Here is a 15,188-nt window from a genome sequence, read left to right as displayed (position 1 = left end):
GAGGGCTGATGGAGAACGCGCTGCACCGGTTCGTGCGCCTGTTGCGGCTGCGGCAGGTCCGGATCTCGATCCCCGAGGCCCTCGACGCGATGGCCTGCGCCCGCGAGCCCGGCATGCTCGCCGACAAGGCCCACCTCAAGGCCGCCCTGCGCGTCGCGCTGATCAAGGACCGGCGCGACGAGGAGGTGTTCGACGAGATCTTCGACCGGTTCTTCGCACTGGTGAAGGTCGGTCCCACCGAGGCGGGCCACGGCCACGGGCACGGCCACGACGACCTCTCCGACACCGGCGCGCTCGACGACTTCACGCTCTCCGAGGAGCCGAGCGAGACCCCGCAGCAGGGACACAGCCACGGCAAGCCGGTCGACATCCGCGACTACTTCAACCCCGAGGACCTCGCCCAGCAGTACAACCTCCACCAGGAGGCCAACAAGATCGACCTGGCTGCGATGACCGAGGAGATCATCCTCTCGAAGGACAACCAGGGCATCCAGGGCGACGGCAACCGGGTCCAGATCGAGACGGACCGACTCAGCAACGCGGGCGCTCCCGGGCAGATCTCCCAGCAGCAGGGCACGAAGGTCGACGCCGACCTGTCGGTCGCCGAGCAGGAGGCGCTGCTGGGGTGGCTGAACAACGTCGAGGACGACCCCGGGTCCGACGGCACCGAAGACGACGCGGCGGCGCTCCGGCGTCGGCTCACCGGCGTCCTGGAAGGCCTGCCCGAGGCGATCAAGCGCCACTTGGAGGCGCTGCTCGCGCTGGAGCAGCGGATCGTCGAGTCGAACGAGCGCGCGGTCGCGACTGTCGACCGGGTCGGCGAGCACGAGCGCATGGAACTGGAGGAGTCGCTGCGCCGGCTCGCGCACTCGCTGCACGGCGGGCTGACGCACAAGCGGCGCGTCTCGGCGTCGGGGCGGATCGACTCCGGCCGCACGATGCGCCGCAACATGCGTTTCGACGGCATCCCGTTCTCGCCGGTGACGGTCCGCCGTGCGGAGGACAAGCCGCGCCTGGTCGTGCTGACCGACGTCTCGCTGTCCGTGCGCGCGACCGCCCGCTTCACCCTGCACCTCGTGCACGGCCTGCAGAACCTGTTCGGCCAGGTGCGCACGTTCGCGTTCGTCGCCGAGCTGGTGGAGATCACCGACCTGTTCGAGGACCATCCCGTCGAGCAGGCGCTGGGGCTCGTGTTCGGTGGCGACATCCTCGACGTCGACGCGAACTCCGACTACGGGGCGGCGTTCGGCGCGTTCCACGAAGACTTCTCGTCGGCCGTCACGCGCCGGACGACGGTGCTGGTCCTCGGCGACGGACGCGGCAACGGCAACGACCCGAACCTGCCCGCGTTCGAGGAGATCACCCGCCGCGCCCGGGAGACGATCTGGCTGACGCCGGAGCCGCGGTACTCGTGGGGTCTGGGCGGCTGCGACCTGCCCGGGTACGCCGAGTACTGCAGCCGGGTGCGGGTGGTGCGCGACCTGACGGGCCTGGACACGGCGGCCGCCGAGCTCGCGACGGAACTGGTCGGCAGGTGAGCCGGGGCCGAGCTGATCGTCCGGGAGGGACCGGGGCCGATCCGGGCCGTTTTCCTATCGCACGATCAACCGAGCTGATCGTCGGGGAAGAACCACGATCAGCGCGACCGCGGCTCCGCCTCGACGTCGACGGCCGCGTCGAGCACGACATCACGCCCGCCGAGCTGAGCAACGACCTCGCCGGCTGGATCGCCGACGACCTCGTCGCCCCGGGCTACCTCGACCCCGCCGCCTTCGAGGAGACGTTCGTCGCGGTCGTGCACGACGTCGACCCCGGCTGGACGATCTTCTACCGCAACACCCTCGTCGCCCTCGCCACCGGCGGCGTTCACGGCGGGACGAACGCCGGCATGGCCCCGGTGCACGACCGGGCCGCGGCGCTCACCGTCGGCCCGCACGTCGTCGAGCTCGGCTGCTGCTTCGGCTTCCTCTCGCTGCGCCTCGCCGCCGACGGACACCGGGTCACGGCCGTCGACCTCGTGCCCGGCACCGCCCGGTTGCTGGCACACCTCTCGAAGCAGCTGGGCACACCCGTCACCACGCTGGCGGGGAACGCGCTCGCCGTGCCGCTCCAGGACGCGTCGGCCGACACCGTCTTCGCCGTCCACCTGCTCGAACACCTGCCGCGAGGCCTCGACGCGGCCGTGCTCGCCGAGATGCTGCGGGTCGCCCGACAGCGGGTGGTGGTCGCCGTCCCGTTCGAGGACGAACCCGCGCCGGCCTGGGGTCACGTCCGCACGTTCGATCTCGACGACCTGGACGCCCTTGGCGTAGCGACCGGCCTGCCGTACATAGTCGACGAGCACCACGGAGGCTGGCTGGTAGTGGACAAGAGCGGGGCTCCGACGAACGGCACGCTCGTCGGAACCTAGCGGACGGTTGGGCCGCTCGTCGGGGACGCGGCGGCCCGGCCGAGCAGCGCCACGAGCACCGCGCCGACCGCGGAGAGCGCGGCGCCGCCCAGCACCGCCTCGTCGAAGCCGTGCAGCAGCTCGGCCGGCGCCGCCGTCGGGGTGGCGAGCAGCGCCGCGAGTGTGACCCCGAGCGCGGAGCCCAGGTAGCGGGCCGTGTTGCCGGTGCCGCTGCCCATCCCCGCCTTGGCCGCCGGCACGTGGGCGATGGCCTCGCGGCCCAGCGCCGCGTTCGCGCCGCCGTAGCCCAGGCCGAGGACGACGATCCCGGGAAGCAGCCGCCACAGCGACGCGCCGGGCGCCAGCACCGCGAGCCCCACCAGCCCGGCTGCACTCACCCCGAGCGACACCACGAGCAGCAATCCCCCGCTGACGGCGTGTGCTCGGCGGAGCAGCCACGACGTCGCCGTGCCCACCACCGACCACACCAGCATCAACACCATCACCGACGGCAGCGCGGCACCGAGGCCGCGCTGCAGCACCGTCGGCACGTAGGACACCACGCCGACCACGCCGATCCCCGCTACCAGCGCACCGACGGTGGCGGCGACGAATCCGCGCGACCGGAACAGCGCGAGGTCGATGAGCGGCGCGCGGCGCCGGGCCTGCACCGCGACGAAGCCGCCGAGCAGCGCGACCCCGATCACGATCAGTGTCACCGACACCCAGGGCCCGCCCGACCGGCTCTCGACCAGACCCGCCAGCAGCGCGCCCATCCCCGCTGCCAGCAGCACCACGCCCGCGAGGTCCACCGGACGGGGCTGCGCCGTCACCGACTCGGGGAGCACCCGGCGGGCGACGACGGCGAAGAGCAGCGCGGCGACCGCGGTGACGACGTAGGTGACCCGCCAGCTGCCGTCGGCGCCGTCGAGCAGCACGGCGAGGATCCCGCCGAGCCCCGTACCGGCACCGACCGCGGCGCCCCAGATCGCCGTGGCCCGGGCCCGTGCGGGCCCCGTCGGGTAGGCGTGCCCGATCATTCCCAGCCCCCCGACGAGCACCGCCGCTCCGCCCGCCCCCTCGACGAGCCGGGCGGCGATGACGACTCCGGTGTGGCCTGCCGCCGCGGCGGCGGCCGAGGCGATCCCCAGCACGACCAGGCCGATGACGAAGACCCGACGGCGCCCGCGGTCGTCGGCGAGCACGCCGGCCGTGAGCAGGCTGACCGCCAGACCGACGCTCATCGCGCTGAGCATCCACGTGAGACCGGCGGGCCCGGCCTGCAGCGCGGTGGCGGTGCGCACGCCCGTGGCCAGCGGCGTGACGAAGGCGAGGAGCACGAGGACCGTGCTGCCGGCGACGAGGCCGAGCACGTTCCCCGGTCCGGGCTGCTCGGCCACCACGTCGCCGGGCTGTGACGCAGCCCGACGGCCGGCGTCGTGCGACGGCGCTGTGTCGATCGCCCGTTCGGTCACCGGTCACCCCCTGTCAGTTTGACTATCCAACCGACTGCGACACTAGACTGGCGTCGGTTCGAAGTCCAAACCGAGGGAGTGCACGTCACATGGACCTGGCTGACCTGCCCGGGCGCCCGTGTCCCGCAGCGGCCGCGCTGGAGCTCGTCGGCGACCGGTGGTCGCTGCTGGTCATCCGCGAGGTGAGCTTCGGAGCTCACCGCTTCACCCGCATCCAGGAGGGCACCGGCGCGCCGCGCGACCGGCTCGCGGCGCGGCTGAAGACCCTCGTCGACGCGGGCGTCCTACGCCGCGAGCGCTACTGCGAGGCGCCGGAGCGGTACGAGTACCACCTCACCGACGCCGGGCAGGAGCTCGTGCCGGTGATCCGCGCGCTCCGGGCGTGGGGCGAGCGCTGGGCCTGCACTCCCGGCCAGGCCGTCACTCCGGCGCCTGGAGCCCCCTGACCGGTTCAGCGACTCAGCCGCTGCGCAACTCCCGCACGTTGACCACGAGCAGAACCAGCGCGAGGACGGCGAGCAGACCGGCCAGCACCAGGTGCCAGCTCGACAGCAGCGCGAGGATCAACCCGGCCACCGCGAAGATCCACAGCGCCAACGCGCCCAGGACCGTCGCGAACGCCAACACGCGGCGCCGGCCGATCGCCTCGACCACGCCGAACACCATGAGGAACGTCAGGAACCCGACGAGCACCGGCACCGTCGGCCGGATCAGCAACCCCCCGAGGCCCAGGACCAGCACCGGCGTGCTGACCGCCGCCCACACCCGCAGGAAGCGCGAACGCACGTCCGTGTCGGCCGCGTAGGGCATGTGCGGGTGGCGCAGGTGTGCGTCCGGGCGGGCGGGCTCGCGTGGGCCTGCGAGGTACGCCTCGTGCGCGGCCCGCTCCTCGGCCAGCGCGGAGCAGCGCGCCGTGAGCGCCTTGAGCTCGCGTTCCCGCCGCTCGCGCTCGGCGAGCCGTTCCCGGCGCAGGGCCCGGCCGTCGGCGGCGGCCTCCAGCGACCGGACCTGCGCGGCCAGCCCCCGGACGGCCGTGCGCTCCGCGGCGACCTCCTCCTCCAGCGCGGTCAGCTCCTCGTCGATCACGACGATCCGCGACCGCAGGTGCTGCTCCTCCTCGTCCGCCGTGGCCGGCACGCCGTCCAGACCCACCCAGCCCAGCGGGCTCGTCCACGACCGGCGCAGCGCGCCCGTGCGCTCGTAGCGGGGCCCCGCCGGCGCTCGTTCGCCGCCGAACGGGTCGTGCGTGTCGAGCCCCCAGAGCCCGCGGTAGTCGCGCACCCAGGGGGTGCCGTCGTCGATCAGCTCCAGCCGCCAGGTGAGGTCGTGACCTTCGCCGATCGCGGCGCCGTCGCCGCGTGCGTAGTCGACGAACGGGATCGCGAACGCGCCCCGGCCCGGCTCCGCGGTCCAGGGCAGCAGCCGCCTGCGGGCGTGCTGCAACCAGTTGACCACCCGCCGCAGCGCGGGGAGCTCGACGGAGACGACGTAGTCGCCGGGGAGGAAGGCGCCCGAGTGCGACCCGGCTCCGGGGTAGATCACCGGGTGGTCGCCCTCGCGGCGCAGCTGCGGATCGTCCCAGCGCCGCCGCAGGTCCGCACCGGCGAGGTCGTGCGACGACGCCGCGACCCAGGCGGGTGCCACGCCGCCGTCGTCGTCCGGCACGAGGTAGACCGAGATCGTCTCCCAGTCGGCCTCGTGGTCGTTGACCCCGTAGAACGTGGAGCGCCAGTCGTTGAACGGGTAGAAGTACCAGTACTGCAGCACCGTGTAGTCGCCGCTGCGCAGCACCCGCCCGTAGGCGGTGCGGACCGATCCGGCGCGGTCGGGCGTCTCGCCGGCCTGCGCGAGCACCGCGGCCGCGAGCCGGTGCGCGGCCGCGACGAGCCCGCCGGGCACCCGGCCGCGGACGAGCAGCGAGAGCCGGACGAGTGCGTCGATCAGCCGGGCGAGCACACCCACCGCGGCGAACCTCGCCTTGCCCCGCAGCCGTGGCCGGTCTTCCCGTCGCCACGCCGCGACCTCCGACCGGGTGAGCTGTTCCTGGACGAACCGCAGGTACAGCGGCCGGTGGCGGTACCGGACGCCCGCCGCGGCGAGCCCGTCCGGCGTGAGCCCCCCGGCGGGCACCAGCTCCTCGACCCGGCGCTTGCGCCGGCTGCCGCCGTCGTCCGCCCACAGGCTGCACCGCGCCAGGTACGGCTCCACGGCGGTCGGCAGGAACAGCTCGCCGGCCGTGTAGCGCAGCACGGGCTGGTACGTGCGCAGGAGCAGGAGATCGGGATCGCCGTCGACGGACGGGGCGCTGTCGAAAACGGCGGGAGCGGGCACGGCGCGATAGGAAGTGGCTGCCCCGCCGGCGGCCTGACCACCGGCGGCAGGAGAGCCGTCGGCCAGGGACGTCACTCACACAGCCTATCGGCGCTGACCCGCCTGCCGGGACGTTCCGGCGAGATCACCCGAATCGGCACGCTTGCGGACGTTCAGCGTCTTCGCGACGGCGTCGGCCCTGCGGCGGGCGGCGTCCCTGCCCTCACTGAGGGTCGCCGCGACCACGTCGACCGGGACGACCGCCGACGGCAGCCGCGAACTCGCCTCCGGCAACGGGACCACCGCCCCGCGGCGGACCTCGGGAAGGACCATCTCCCGCCCCGCAGCCGGCGCAGCGGGGCGCTCGACGGACGGCAGTGCGGCCGTCGTCACCGCCACCGCGACGGCCACGGCGGTCGCCGCCCCCGCGAGCCGCGGCGATCGGGCGGCCGACCGACGGTGCGCGCCCCGGCGACCGCGCCGGGCCGACCCGGCGGCCAGCATGGCCGCGACGTCGGCCGCGGTCGGCCGGTCCGCAGGATCCAGCGCCGTCATCGCCCGCAGCGCCGAGTCGAGGGCGAAGGGCAGGTGGTCCGGGATCCCCGGCGGCCGGTGCAGCCGTGCCGTCGCCGATTCCACCAGTGCCCCGGGGTACTCCCGGCGCCCGGTCAGCGACTCGAGCAGCACCAGCCCGAGGGCGTAGACGTCGGCCTCGGGCCCGACCCACTCGCCCCGCACCTGCTCGGGCGCGAGGTAGGCGGCGGTGCCGACGACGTATCCGGTGCCGGTCACCGCAGTGCCGTCGAGCGCGCGGGCAATTCCGAAGTCGGCCAGCCGCGGGCCGTCCGCACCGAGCAGCACGTTCGCCGGCTTGAGGTCGCGGTGCACGATCCCGCCGCGATGCACGTGGGCCAACGCGTCGGCCAGCCGCGCGCCGATGCGCAGCGCGTCGTCCGGGTCGAGCGGGCCCTTCTCGAGGCGCTCGGCCAGCGTGGGGCCCTCGACGAGGTCGGTGACGATGAACGGGCGGCCGTCCTCCACCCCGCCGTCGTGCAGGGCGACGAGCCCGGGGTGGTGCAGCATGGCGAGGGCGCGCATCTCGCGCTGCTGGCGGCGGCGGTCGTGCGCCGAGGCGCCGACGTGGAAGAGCTTCACGGCGAACGTCTGGCCGGAGATCCGGTCCGACGCGCGGCGGACCACGGCCGACGCTCCCGTGCCGAGCAGCGCCCCGAGTTCGTAGCGGCCGCCGACGACGACCGGGTCGGCCCCGGTGGTCGCGACGGTTCCCTGGTCCACGAACCGAACATTCCCGGTGATCCACCCGATCACACAAACGTGCCCCGGTCGTGCAACTCCTCGGTAACGCCGAACGGCACCCCCGCCGGAGTCCGGCGGGGGTGCCGTTCGAGGTGATCCTGGTCAGGGCTCGAGGGTCACCGTGGTCGCGGTGCCCGTGGCGCGACCGTCACTCGTCGTCGTCCCCGATACCCGACAGGAGCTCCAGCACCTCGTCCACGTTCGACGAGCTGCGCAGTGCCTCGGCCTGCTCGGGCTCCATCAGGATCTGCGCGAGGCCCGACAGCACGGCCATGTGCTCGTTGCCCTTGGCGGCGATGGCGACACACACGCGGACGTCGTTGCCGTCCCAGTCGATGCCGTCCGGGAACTGGAGGAAGCCGAGCGTGGTCTTGCGGACGAGTGAACGGGCCTCGTCCGTGCCGTGCGGGATCGCGACGCCCTCGCCGATGAAGGTCGAGACCGTGCGCTCGCGCTCGATCATCGCCTCGGGGTAGCCCGACTCGACGGCACCGAGCTCGTCGAGCAGTGCGCCCGACTGGCGCACGGCGTCCCACTTGTCGGTGGCCTTGAGGCCCAGGCGGACCCCTTCGCGGCCGAGAACACCGTTCTGGTCAGCCACGGATCTCTCCCCCGTCCTTGATGGCGTTCTCGATGCGGGTGAAGGCCGGGTCGCCCATGAACTGCTTGAACGGCACGACGACGGCGTTCGGCGCGATGTTCCGGGCGCGATCGGCCAGCTCGCCCTGGGTCAGCACGACCTGTGCGTCGCCCGGGATGCTGTTGACCGGCGAGTGCTCGACCTCGACGTTGTAGGGCTTGAGCTTCTTGCGCATCTGGCTGGCCAGCATGACGCTGCTGCCCATTCCTGCGTCGCAGGCCACGATGAGCTTGCGCACGTCCTTGCCGTTGACGCTCGGCCTGGTGTCCGTGGAGGCCGCACCCGCAGCACCGGCCGCGCCCGCAGCAGCGGCACCCGCTGCGACCGGGACGGCGGAGGGGGCGGTGTCGCCGGCAGCGGCCGGCGTGGTGGGCGCGAGCCCGTCGGCGTCGGCACCGGGGTCGGTCGCCGGGGCGTCCGAGGTCTCGGCACCCGGCACGTCCTCGTCGTCGCCGGCCTTCCGGCCGAAGCCGAGCAGGGCCGAGGCGACGGCGAGCGACACGAGCGTGGCCACCAGGATCGAGGCGTATACGCCGAGGAAGCCTCCCCGCGGGGTCACCAGCGTGTAGGCGATGATGCTGCCCGGCGACGGCGACGCCACCAGACCGGCGCCGGTGACCAGCGCCGTGGCGATGCCCGCGGCGCCACCGCAGATCGTCGCCAGGATCAGGCGCGGCTTCATGAGGATGTACGGGAAGTAGATCTCGTGGATGCCGCCGAAGAAGTGCACCAGGATCGCGCCGGGCACCGACGGCCGCAGCCGCTTCGGTCCGAACAGCAGGTACGCGACGAGCACGCCCAGGCCGGGGCCGGGGTTCGACTCCACCATGAACAGGATCGACTTGCCGGTCTCCGACGCCTGCACGAGGCCCAGCGGCGTCAGGATGCCCTGGTTGATCGCGTTGTTGAGGAAGAGCACCTTCGCCGGCTCGACGATGATCGAGGCGAGCGGCAGCAGGCCGCTGGTGACCAGGGCGTTCACGCCGACACCGGCGATGCGCGTCAGCGACGTGACGATCGGGCCCACCCCGAGCAGGCCGATGATCGCCATGATGCCGCCGAGGATGCCGAGGCTGAAGTTCGCCACGAGCATCTCGAAGCCGGCCTTGACCTTGCCGTGCAGCGCGTTGTCGATCAGCTTGAGCAGGTAGGCGGCCAGCGGCCCCATGATCATCGCACCGAGGAACATCGGGACCTCGGCACCGACGATCACACCGATCGTCGCCACCGCACCGATCACCGCACCGCGCCTGCCGTGCACCATGTGCCCGCCGGTGTAGCCGATGAGCAGCGGCAACAGGTAGGTGATCATCGGGCTGACGAGCTGCCCGATCGTCTCGTTGGGCGTCCATCCTGTCGGGATGAACAGTGCGGTGATCAGACCCCAGGCGATGAACGCACCGATGTTAGGCATGATCATTCCGGCGAGGTGGCCACCGAAGCGCTGAACGCGCGCCCGGAAACCCCCGCCCTGCAAATGCTTCAGGTCGGACGCCGAGCCCGCGTCCGTCACTGCTGCCATCGCTTCAGCTCCCTCATCTCAGGTCCCACCGTTGGGCACTGCTAGCGGCACGGGGCCGGGTCATGCGCGGACCACTCGGGGTCCGTAGGAGGCGATCTCGGCGGCGGTGCGCTCGTCGAGACCGCTGTCGGTGACGAAGGTGTCGACGTCGGCGAGTTCACCGAATCGCACGAGGTGATCGACGCTTGCCTTCGTGTGGTCGGCGAGGAGTACCACCCGACGCGCGGCCGTGATCATCGCCCGCTTCACGGAGGCTTCCGCGAGATCGGGCGTCGTGAGGCCACGGCGGACCGAGACGCCGTTCGTCCCGATGAAGGCGACGTCGACGTACGACTGCGCCAGCGCGTCGGTCGCCCACGCGTCGACCGCGGCGACCGTCGTCCCCCGCACCCGGCCACCGACCAGCATCACGGTGAGATACGGCCGCGAGACCAGCGCGAGGGCGATCGGCAGGCTGTTCGTGAGCACGGTCAGCGAGCGGTCCGGAGGCAGCAGTTCGGCGAGGCGCGCCGTGGTGGTCCCCGCGTCGAGCAGGATCGCGCCCTCGTCCGGCAACTCGGCGAGCGCGGCTTTGGCGATGCGGTCCTTCTCGGTCGTCATCGCGGTGTTGCGGGTCGGCAGCGCGGGCTCGAACCCGAGGCGCTCGACGGGGATCGCGCCACCGTGCACGCGGCGCAGGATGCCGTGCCGTTCGAGCACGGACAGGTCGCGGCGGATCGTCTCGGTCGTGACCTCGAGCTCGACGGACAGCTCGGCGACGTCCACCCGTCCGGCAGCGCGGGCGGCGACGGCGATGTGCCGCTGGCGCTCCTCTGCGTACATGTGGTTTCACCGCCGTTCCTCTGTGTATCGCTGTGTTTAATCAACGGCTTGCGTGATGTCAACCACAGGTAGATAACAGAGTCCACACCGTCACCCGGGATCGCGCCACCAGGGATGCATCACCCAGAGGGGCGATACCGGGCCGTGTCCCGCGCCCAGGGGGTAGGAGTTCCGGACGGCCTCAATCACGAAGCGCTTCGCCAGCACGACGGCCTCGCTCACCGGCAGGCCGCGGGCGAGGGCCGACGCGATGGCCGAGGCCATGTTGTCGCCGCTGCCGTGGGTGTCGCCGGTGGCGAACCGCGGCCCGGGCAGCTCGACGAAGGTGTGCCCGTCGTAGTACAGGTCGACGCAGATGTCGGTGTCCTCCGCCAGGTGCCCGCCCTTGACCAGCACGTGCCGGGGCCCGAGGGCGTGCAGCATCTTGGCCGCCTCGTACTGCGCGGCCCGGTCGTGGACGTCGATGCCCACCAGGAGGCGCACCTCGTCCAGGTTCGGCGTCACGACGGTGGCCCGCGGGAACAGCACGGTGCGGTAGGCGTCGAGGGCGCTGTCGGCGAGCAGCGGATCGCCGTGCATGGACGCCGCGACCGGGTCGACGACCAGCGGGGTGGGGCCGTCGCCGCCGATCCCGGTCCGGTCGCACGCCTCGGCGATCGCCTGGATGATCGGCGTCGTCGCCAGCATCCCGGTCTTGACCGCGTCGAGGCCGATGTCGGTGGCGACGGTCTCGATCTGCGCGGCGACGATCTCGGGCGGCAGCGTGTGCACGCCGGTGACGCCGACCGAGTTCTGCACGGTCACCGCGGTGACCGCGACGCAGCCGTGCACCCCGCAGGCCGCGAGGGCCCGCAGGTCCGCCGCGACTCCGGCACCGCCGCCCGAGTCCGTGCCCGCGATCGTCATGACCCGCGGCGGGGTCGTGCCGACCGTGCGCTCAACCATGCAGTCCTCCTGTTGGGGTCCGGGTCCGACGCGGACGGTAGCCGGGCGAGCGGGCTCCGACCAGTGATGTTGGAATGCCCGCATGGCTTTGACTGGCGAATACGCGCTCAGCCCCGAGGGCTGGGTGCGCGAGCAGACCGAGAAGATCCTCGAGACGGGCACGACGGAGGGCGTCCAGGTCTTCGACCGGCCGATCGTCCTGGTCACGATCCGCGGCGTGAAGTCCGGGAAGCTGCGCTACACGCCGCTGATGCGGGTGGAGCACGACGGCCGGTACGCCCTGGTCGCGTCGAAGGGCGGGGCGCCGGAGCACCCGACCTGGTACCACAACCTGGTCGCCCACCCGCACGTCGAGCTGCAGGACGGGACGGTGACGAAGGAGTACGACGCCCGCCAGGTCGAGGGCGACGAACGGGCGCAGTGGTGGGAGCGCTCGGTGGCGGCCTACCCGCCGTACGCGGAGTACCAGGCGAAGACCGACCGCCAGATCCCGGTGTTCGTGCTGGAGCCGCGGGAGGGCTGAGGACGTGTGGGTCGGCGGGAAGGCGATCGAGGGGTACCCGCGGCTGTTGACCGTGACCGAGTACCTCGCGCTCGGTGAGGTCGAACCGGGTTACACGGAACTCTTCGAGGGCCGGGTACTGCTCACTCCCACCCCCGGGTGTGCCGCACGCGCAGGCACTCACGGGGCTGTGGTCGCAGCTTCGTCCGCAACTGCCGCAGGGCTTCGAGGGCATCACCGCCGTCGACGTCGACCTCGAACTCGCGCCGGCCGACGCACCCGGGTTCTCACGGCGTCCCGATCTTGTCGTCGTCCGCCACGACGCCGGGCGGGACGAGGTCGTGGAGTGTCGGCTCGGCACAGACGGCGCGTACGCCGACCGAGGGGCGGTCACCCGCGCCTTCCGGACCCTTGAGCCCTTCGCGATCGAGGTCGACCTCGACGCCCTGATCTAGACGCCCTGATCTAACTGAGCTCCGTCGGCACCGCCACCACGTCCACCATCGCCCCGTTCCGCAGCACCGTCACCGGCAGCGGGACGCCGACCGCGTCGCCGAAGAGCTGCTTCTGGATGCCCTGCGCGTTCTGCACCGGGTGGCGGCCGACGTCGAGCACGAGGTCACCGGCGCGCAGCCCGGCCTCCGCGGCCGGGCTGCCCGGCACCACCTCGGCGAGCCGGACGCCGCTGTGACGCGAGTGCCGTTCGGCCACGTCCGCGGGCACCGGCGCGGGGGTGCCGACCACGCCCAGGTAGGCCCGGCGGACCCGGCCGTCGCGCAGGAGCGCCTCGACGATCCGCCGCGTGGTGGCGTTGACGGGCACCGCGAGCCCCAGCCCCACGCCGGCGACGGCGGTGTTGATGCCGACGACGCGGCCCGCGGAGTCGGCGAGCGCGCCGCCGGAATTCCCCGGGTTGAGCGCCGCATCGGTCTGGATCACGTCCTCCACGACCCGGCCTGCGCGGCCGCTGCGGGTGGGCAGCGACCGACCGAGCGCGCTGACCACCCCGGCCGTCACCGAACCCGCCAGGCCCAGCGGATTGCCGACCGCCACCACCAACTGGCCCACCACGAGGCGGTCCGCGTCGCCGAGTCGCACGGGCGGGGGCAGGTCGGCGGGATGTTCCGCACGTAGGACCGCGAGGTCGGAGAGCGGATCCACGCCCACCACCCGCACCGGCGCCTGGACGCCGTCGAGGAAGTCGGCGCGGCCGTGACGGGCGTCGGCGACCACGTGCGCGTTGGTCACCAACACCCCGTCCGCGGACACGACGACGGCTGAGCCGCTGCCCCGGCCGATACGGACGGCCGCCACCCGCGGCGTGACCTCGGCCGCCACCGCGCTGACCGTCCGGGAGTAGGCGTCGAGCTCGTCCACACCGTCCTGCTTACACCGTTGCAGGACGATGCGGGATCGCCCACAGCGAACGCAGACCTCCGTCAGACCTCGCCGGCGCGCTGCAGGGCCGGATTCCACGTGTGGCCGGGCTGGCCCCAGCCCCGGTGGCGCACCGCGCGACGCCCGGCACGGCGGTGCCGGCCGATCAACCGGTCGAGGTAGAGCAGGCCGTCGAGGTGGTCCGTCTCGTGCTGCAGGCAGCGGGCGAAGAAGCCGCGACCCTCCACGATCACCGGGTTCCCGTCGGCGTCCGTGCCCGAGACGCGGGCCCACTCGGCGCGACCGGTCGGGAACTGCTCGTCCGGTACCGAGAGGCAGCCCTCTTCGTCCTCGTCCGGGTCCGGCATGGTCTCGGGCCGGCCGGAGGTCTCCAGGACGGGGTTGACCACGACGCCCCGACGGCGCTCCCGCAGCTCCTCGTCCGGACAGTCGTAGACGAACAGCCGCAGCGGCACCCCGACCTGGTTCGCCGCCAGGCCGACGCCGTCGGCGGCGTCCATCGTGTCGAACATGTCGGCGACCAGCTCGCGCAACGCGTCGTCGAACCGGGTCACCGGCTGTGTCGGGGTGTGCAGGACGGGATCACCGACGATGCGGATGGGACGGACGGCCACGCGCAACAGTGTCGGTGCCCGGGTGCATGCTCCCCCCACGAACCCCGCCTGACGGGACCCGGTGGCGCGTCGTCCCCGTTCCTGTCGGTCCCCCGTGGTTCAATGCACCGCGAATGACACCAGTGTCATTCGCGTCGTCGTACCAGTAGTACGCGGTAGCACGAGGAGCGTAATGGAGTCCGCCACCGAACCCCGGGGCCTGCCCGCCGTCCACCGGCCGGCCCGCGAGCTCGACCGTCGCGAGCGCGAGATCCTGGCGTTCGAGGGGCAGTGGTGGAAGTACGCGGGGGCGAAGGAACAAGCCGTCCGCGAGCTGTTCGACATGTCGCCCACGCGGTACTACCAGGTACTCAACGCACTGATCGACAAGCCCGAGGCGCTGGCGGCGGACCCGCTGCTGATCAAGCGGCTGCGGCGGTTGCGCACCAGCCGGCAACGCACCCGTGCGGCCCGTCGCTTCGGCGTCGAGCCGTGGTGACCATCCGGCCGGCGTGGCCGGCTCCCACCGGTCGCTGACCGGGCCACTTCCCGCATCCGGAGGTCGTCGTGGCCGCATCCCCCTCACCCGGCTCGCGCTCACCCCTGCGCCTGGGCGGCATCGCGCTGCTCGGCGTCGGCGTGATCGCCGCGCTCGCCGGGTTGATCACGACGACCCAGAGCGGGAGCACCAGCACCGTCGCGCAGGCGCCCACGTCGTCGTCGGCGGTGCTCGACCCCACGGGTCAGGCCGCGGCTCCGCCCGCACCCGCGATCGCGAGCCCGGCCCCGGACGCAGGCACGGCGGCGCCGAACGCCACCCCGTTCGTCACGGGCGAGACGGGCGACGGCACGGCCGTCGGCGCCGCGCCCCCGGCCGCACCCGAACCTGCTCCCGCCCAGCCCGCAGCTCCGCCGCCTGCTGTGGCGGCCCCGGCCCCGGCCCCCGCCCCCGCCCTGGAGGCCGGCGGCTCCGGCGCGGCGCGCGAACCGCTGCGCATCTACAACAACAGCAAGATCCAGGGTCTGGCCGCGCGCGCCGCCGGCGACTTCCGCGAGGCCGGCTGGACCGTCGCCGAGATCGGCGGCTACCCCGGCGCGGTCATCCCGACGAGCACCGTCTACTACCGCCCCGGAACGGGCGAGCAGGCCGCCGCTCAGGAGATCGGCCGCGCCTTCGGCCTGCGGGTCGAACCGCGGTTCTCCGGCATCCAGTCGGCCACCCCGGGTGTCATCGTCATCGTGACGAAGGAGTACCAGTCGCCCGGCAAGTCGTGA

General features: G+C 72.9%; 16 protein-coding genes. 7 read left to right on the top strand and 9 right to left on the bottom strand.

Translation table 11 applies throughout. From position 1 onward, the window contains the following. Positions 1–8 precede the first annotated feature (8 nt). Both RM445_RS15025 and mftM read left to right on the top strand, forming a co-directional pair. Positions 9–1,538 carry a VWA domain-containing protein gene (locus tag RM445_RS15025; protein ID WP_311556864.1) on the top strand — a complete coding sequence of 510 codons (1,530 nt, stop codon included), beginning with the start codon at positions 9–11 and terminating at the stop codon, positions 1,536–1,538. Continuing rightward, positions 1,535–2,410 carry a mycofactocin oligosaccharide methyltransferase MftM gene (gene mftM, locus RM445_RS15020; protein WP_311556863.1) on the top strand — a complete coding sequence of 292 codons (876 nt, stop codon included), beginning with the start codon at positions 1,535–1,537 and terminating at the stop codon, positions 2,408–2,410. The genes RM445_RS15025 and mftM overlap by 4 nt, the downstream gene beginning before the upstream one ends. Here mftM and RM445_RS15015 read toward each other — a convergent pair. Continuing rightward, on the bottom strand, positions 2,407–3,864 hold the full coding sequence (locus RM445_RS15015; protein ID WP_311556862.1) for an MFS transporter: 1,458 nt from the start codon (positions 3,862–3,864) through the stop codon (positions 2,407–2,409). The two genes, mftM and RM445_RS15015, sit on opposite strands and share 4 nt — an antisense overlap. An 89-nt stretch (positions 3,865–3,953) precedes the next feature. Here RM445_RS15015 and RM445_RS15010 point away from each other — a divergent pair, with 89 nt between their 5' ends. Continuing rightward, positions 3,954–4,310: a winged helix-turn-helix transcriptional regulator gene (locus RM445_RS15010; protein ID WP_311556861.1), complete on the top strand. Its 357-nt coding sequence runs from the start codon at positions 3,954–3,956 to the stop codon at positions 4,308–4,310. 13 nt (positions 4,311–4,323) lie between these two features. Here RM445_RS15010 and RM445_RS15005 read toward each other — a convergent pair whose 3' ends face one another. The 6 genes from RM445_RS15005 to thiD form a co-directional block, all read right to left on the bottom strand. Then, positions 4,324–6,270, bottom strand: a complete 1,947-nt coding sequence (locus RM445_RS15005) for a hypothetical protein (protein ID WP_311556860.1) — start codon at positions 6,268–6,270, stop codon at positions 4,324–4,326. Between the two features lie 9 nt (positions 6,271–6,279). Next, a complete protein-coding gene (locus RM445_RS15000) occupies positions 6,280–7,470 on the bottom strand; it encodes a serine/threonine-protein kinase (RefSeq protein ID WP_311556859.1) in 1,191 nt (396 codons plus the stop codon). A 169-nt stretch (positions 7,471–7,639) separates the two neighbouring features. After that, entirely contained in the window at positions 7,640–8,092 is a 453-nt protein-coding gene (locus RM445_RS14995; RefSeq protein ID WP_311556858.1) for a PTS sugar transporter subunit IIA, read from the bottom strand. After that, positions 8,085–9,653 (bottom strand): PTS mannitol transporter subunit IICB, encoded by a 1,569-nt coding sequence (locus tag RM445_RS14990; protein ID WP_311556857.1) that lies wholly within the window; start codon positions 9,651–9,653, stop codon positions 8,085–8,087. The genes RM445_RS14995 and RM445_RS14990 overlap by 8 nt, the downstream gene beginning before the upstream one ends. 60 nt (positions 9,654–9,713) lie before the next feature. Further along, complete coding sequence (locus RM445_RS14985) at positions 9,714–10,475, bottom strand: DeoR/GlpR family DNA-binding transcription regulator (RefSeq protein ID WP_311556856.1); 762 nt, start codon at positions 10,473–10,475, stop codon at positions 9,714–9,716. Positions 10,476–10,565: 90 nt separating this feature from the next. Beyond that, positions 10,566–11,420, bottom strand: coding sequence for a bifunctional hydroxymethylpyrimidine kinase/phosphomethylpyrimidine kinase (thiD, locus tag RM445_RS14980; protein ID WP_311556855.1), 855 nt, complete (start codon positions 11,418–11,420; stop codon positions 10,566–10,568). Between the two features lie 82 nt (positions 11,421–11,502). Here thiD and RM445_RS14975 point away from each other — a divergent pair, with 82 nt between their 5' ends. Together RM445_RS14975 and RM445_RS14970 are read left to right on the top strand one after the other, a co-directional pair. Beyond that, entirely contained in the window at positions 11,503–11,943 is a 441-nt protein-coding gene (locus tag RM445_RS14975; protein ID WP_311556854.1) for a nitroreductase family deazaflavin-dependent oxidoreductase, read from the top strand. 140 nt (positions 11,944–12,083) lie between these two features. Next, complete coding sequence (locus tag RM445_RS14970; RefSeq protein ID WP_311556853.1) at positions 12,084–12,377, top strand: hypothetical protein; 294 nt, start codon at positions 12,084–12,086, stop codon at positions 12,375–12,377. 10 nt (positions 12,378–12,387) lie between these two features. Here the strand turns inward: RM445_RS14970 and RM445_RS14965 are convergent, their stop codons facing one another. Then, entirely contained in the window at positions 12,388–13,299 is a 912-nt protein-coding gene (locus RM445_RS14965; protein WP_311556852.1) for a S1C family serine protease, read from the bottom strand. 62 nt (positions 13,300–13,361) lie between these two features. After that, positions 13,362–13,934, bottom strand: coding sequence for a peptide deformylase (locus RM445_RS14960; protein WP_311556851.1), 573 nt, complete (start codon positions 13,932–13,934; stop codon positions 13,362–13,364). Between the two features lie 172 nt (positions 13,935–14,106). On the opposite strand from RM445_RS14960, the gene RM445_RS14955 reads away from it, so the two are divergent. Beyond that, positions 14,107–14,412, top strand: coding sequence for a DUF3263 domain-containing protein (locus RM445_RS14955; RefSeq protein ID WP_311556850.1), 306 nt, complete (start codon positions 14,107–14,109; stop codon positions 14,410–14,412). A 68-nt stretch (positions 14,413–14,480) separates the two neighbouring features. Beyond that, positions 14,481–15,188 carry a LytR C-terminal domain-containing protein gene (locus RM445_RS14950; RefSeq protein ID WP_311556849.1) on the top strand — a complete coding sequence of 236 codons (708 nt, stop codon included), beginning with the start codon at positions 14,481–14,483 and terminating at the stop codon, positions 15,186–15,188.

Origin of the sequence: Pseudonocardia charpentierae (assembly GCF_031845345.1) — a bacterium.
Lineage (GTDB): Bacteria > Actinomycetota > Actinomycetes > Mycobacteriales > Pseudonocardiaceae > Pseudonocardia > Pseudonocardia charpentierae.
Note: the sequence above shows the minus strand (reverse complement) of the source record. Positions and strands in the feature narration are given on the sequence as shown.

What these genes read in the sequence shown, in the direction of transcription:
- RM445_RS14975 (WP_311556854.1), top strand. Translation starts at nt 11,503, where the DNA reads ATGGCTTTGACTGGCGAATACGCGCTCAGCCCCGAGGGCTGGGTGCGC.
- thiD (WP_311556855.1), bottom strand. Translation starts at nt 11,420, where the DNA reads ATGGTTGAGCGCACGGTCGGCACGACCCCGCCGCGGGTCATGACGATC.
- RM445_RS14990 (WP_311556857.1), bottom strand. Translation starts at nt 9,653, where the DNA reads ATGGCAGCAGTGACGGACGCGGGCTCGGCGTCCGACCTGAAGCATTTG.
- RM445_RS15010 (WP_311556861.1), top strand. Translation starts at nt 3,954, where the DNA reads ATGGACCTGGCTGACCTGCCCGGGCGCCCGTGTCCCGCAGCGGCCGCG.
- RM445_RS14985 (WP_311556856.1), bottom strand. Translation starts at nt 10,475, where the DNA reads ATGTACGCAGAGGAGCGCCAGCGGCACATCGCCGTCGCCGCCCGCGCT.
- RM445_RS14955 (WP_311556850.1), top strand. Translation starts at nt 14,107, where the DNA reads ATGGAGTCCGCCACCGAACCCCGGGGCCTGCCCGCCGTCCACCGGCCG.
- RM445_RS15025 (WP_311556864.1), top strand. Translation starts at nt 9, where the DNA reads ATGGAGAACGCGCTGCACCGGTTCGTGCGCCTGTTGCGGCTGCGGCAG.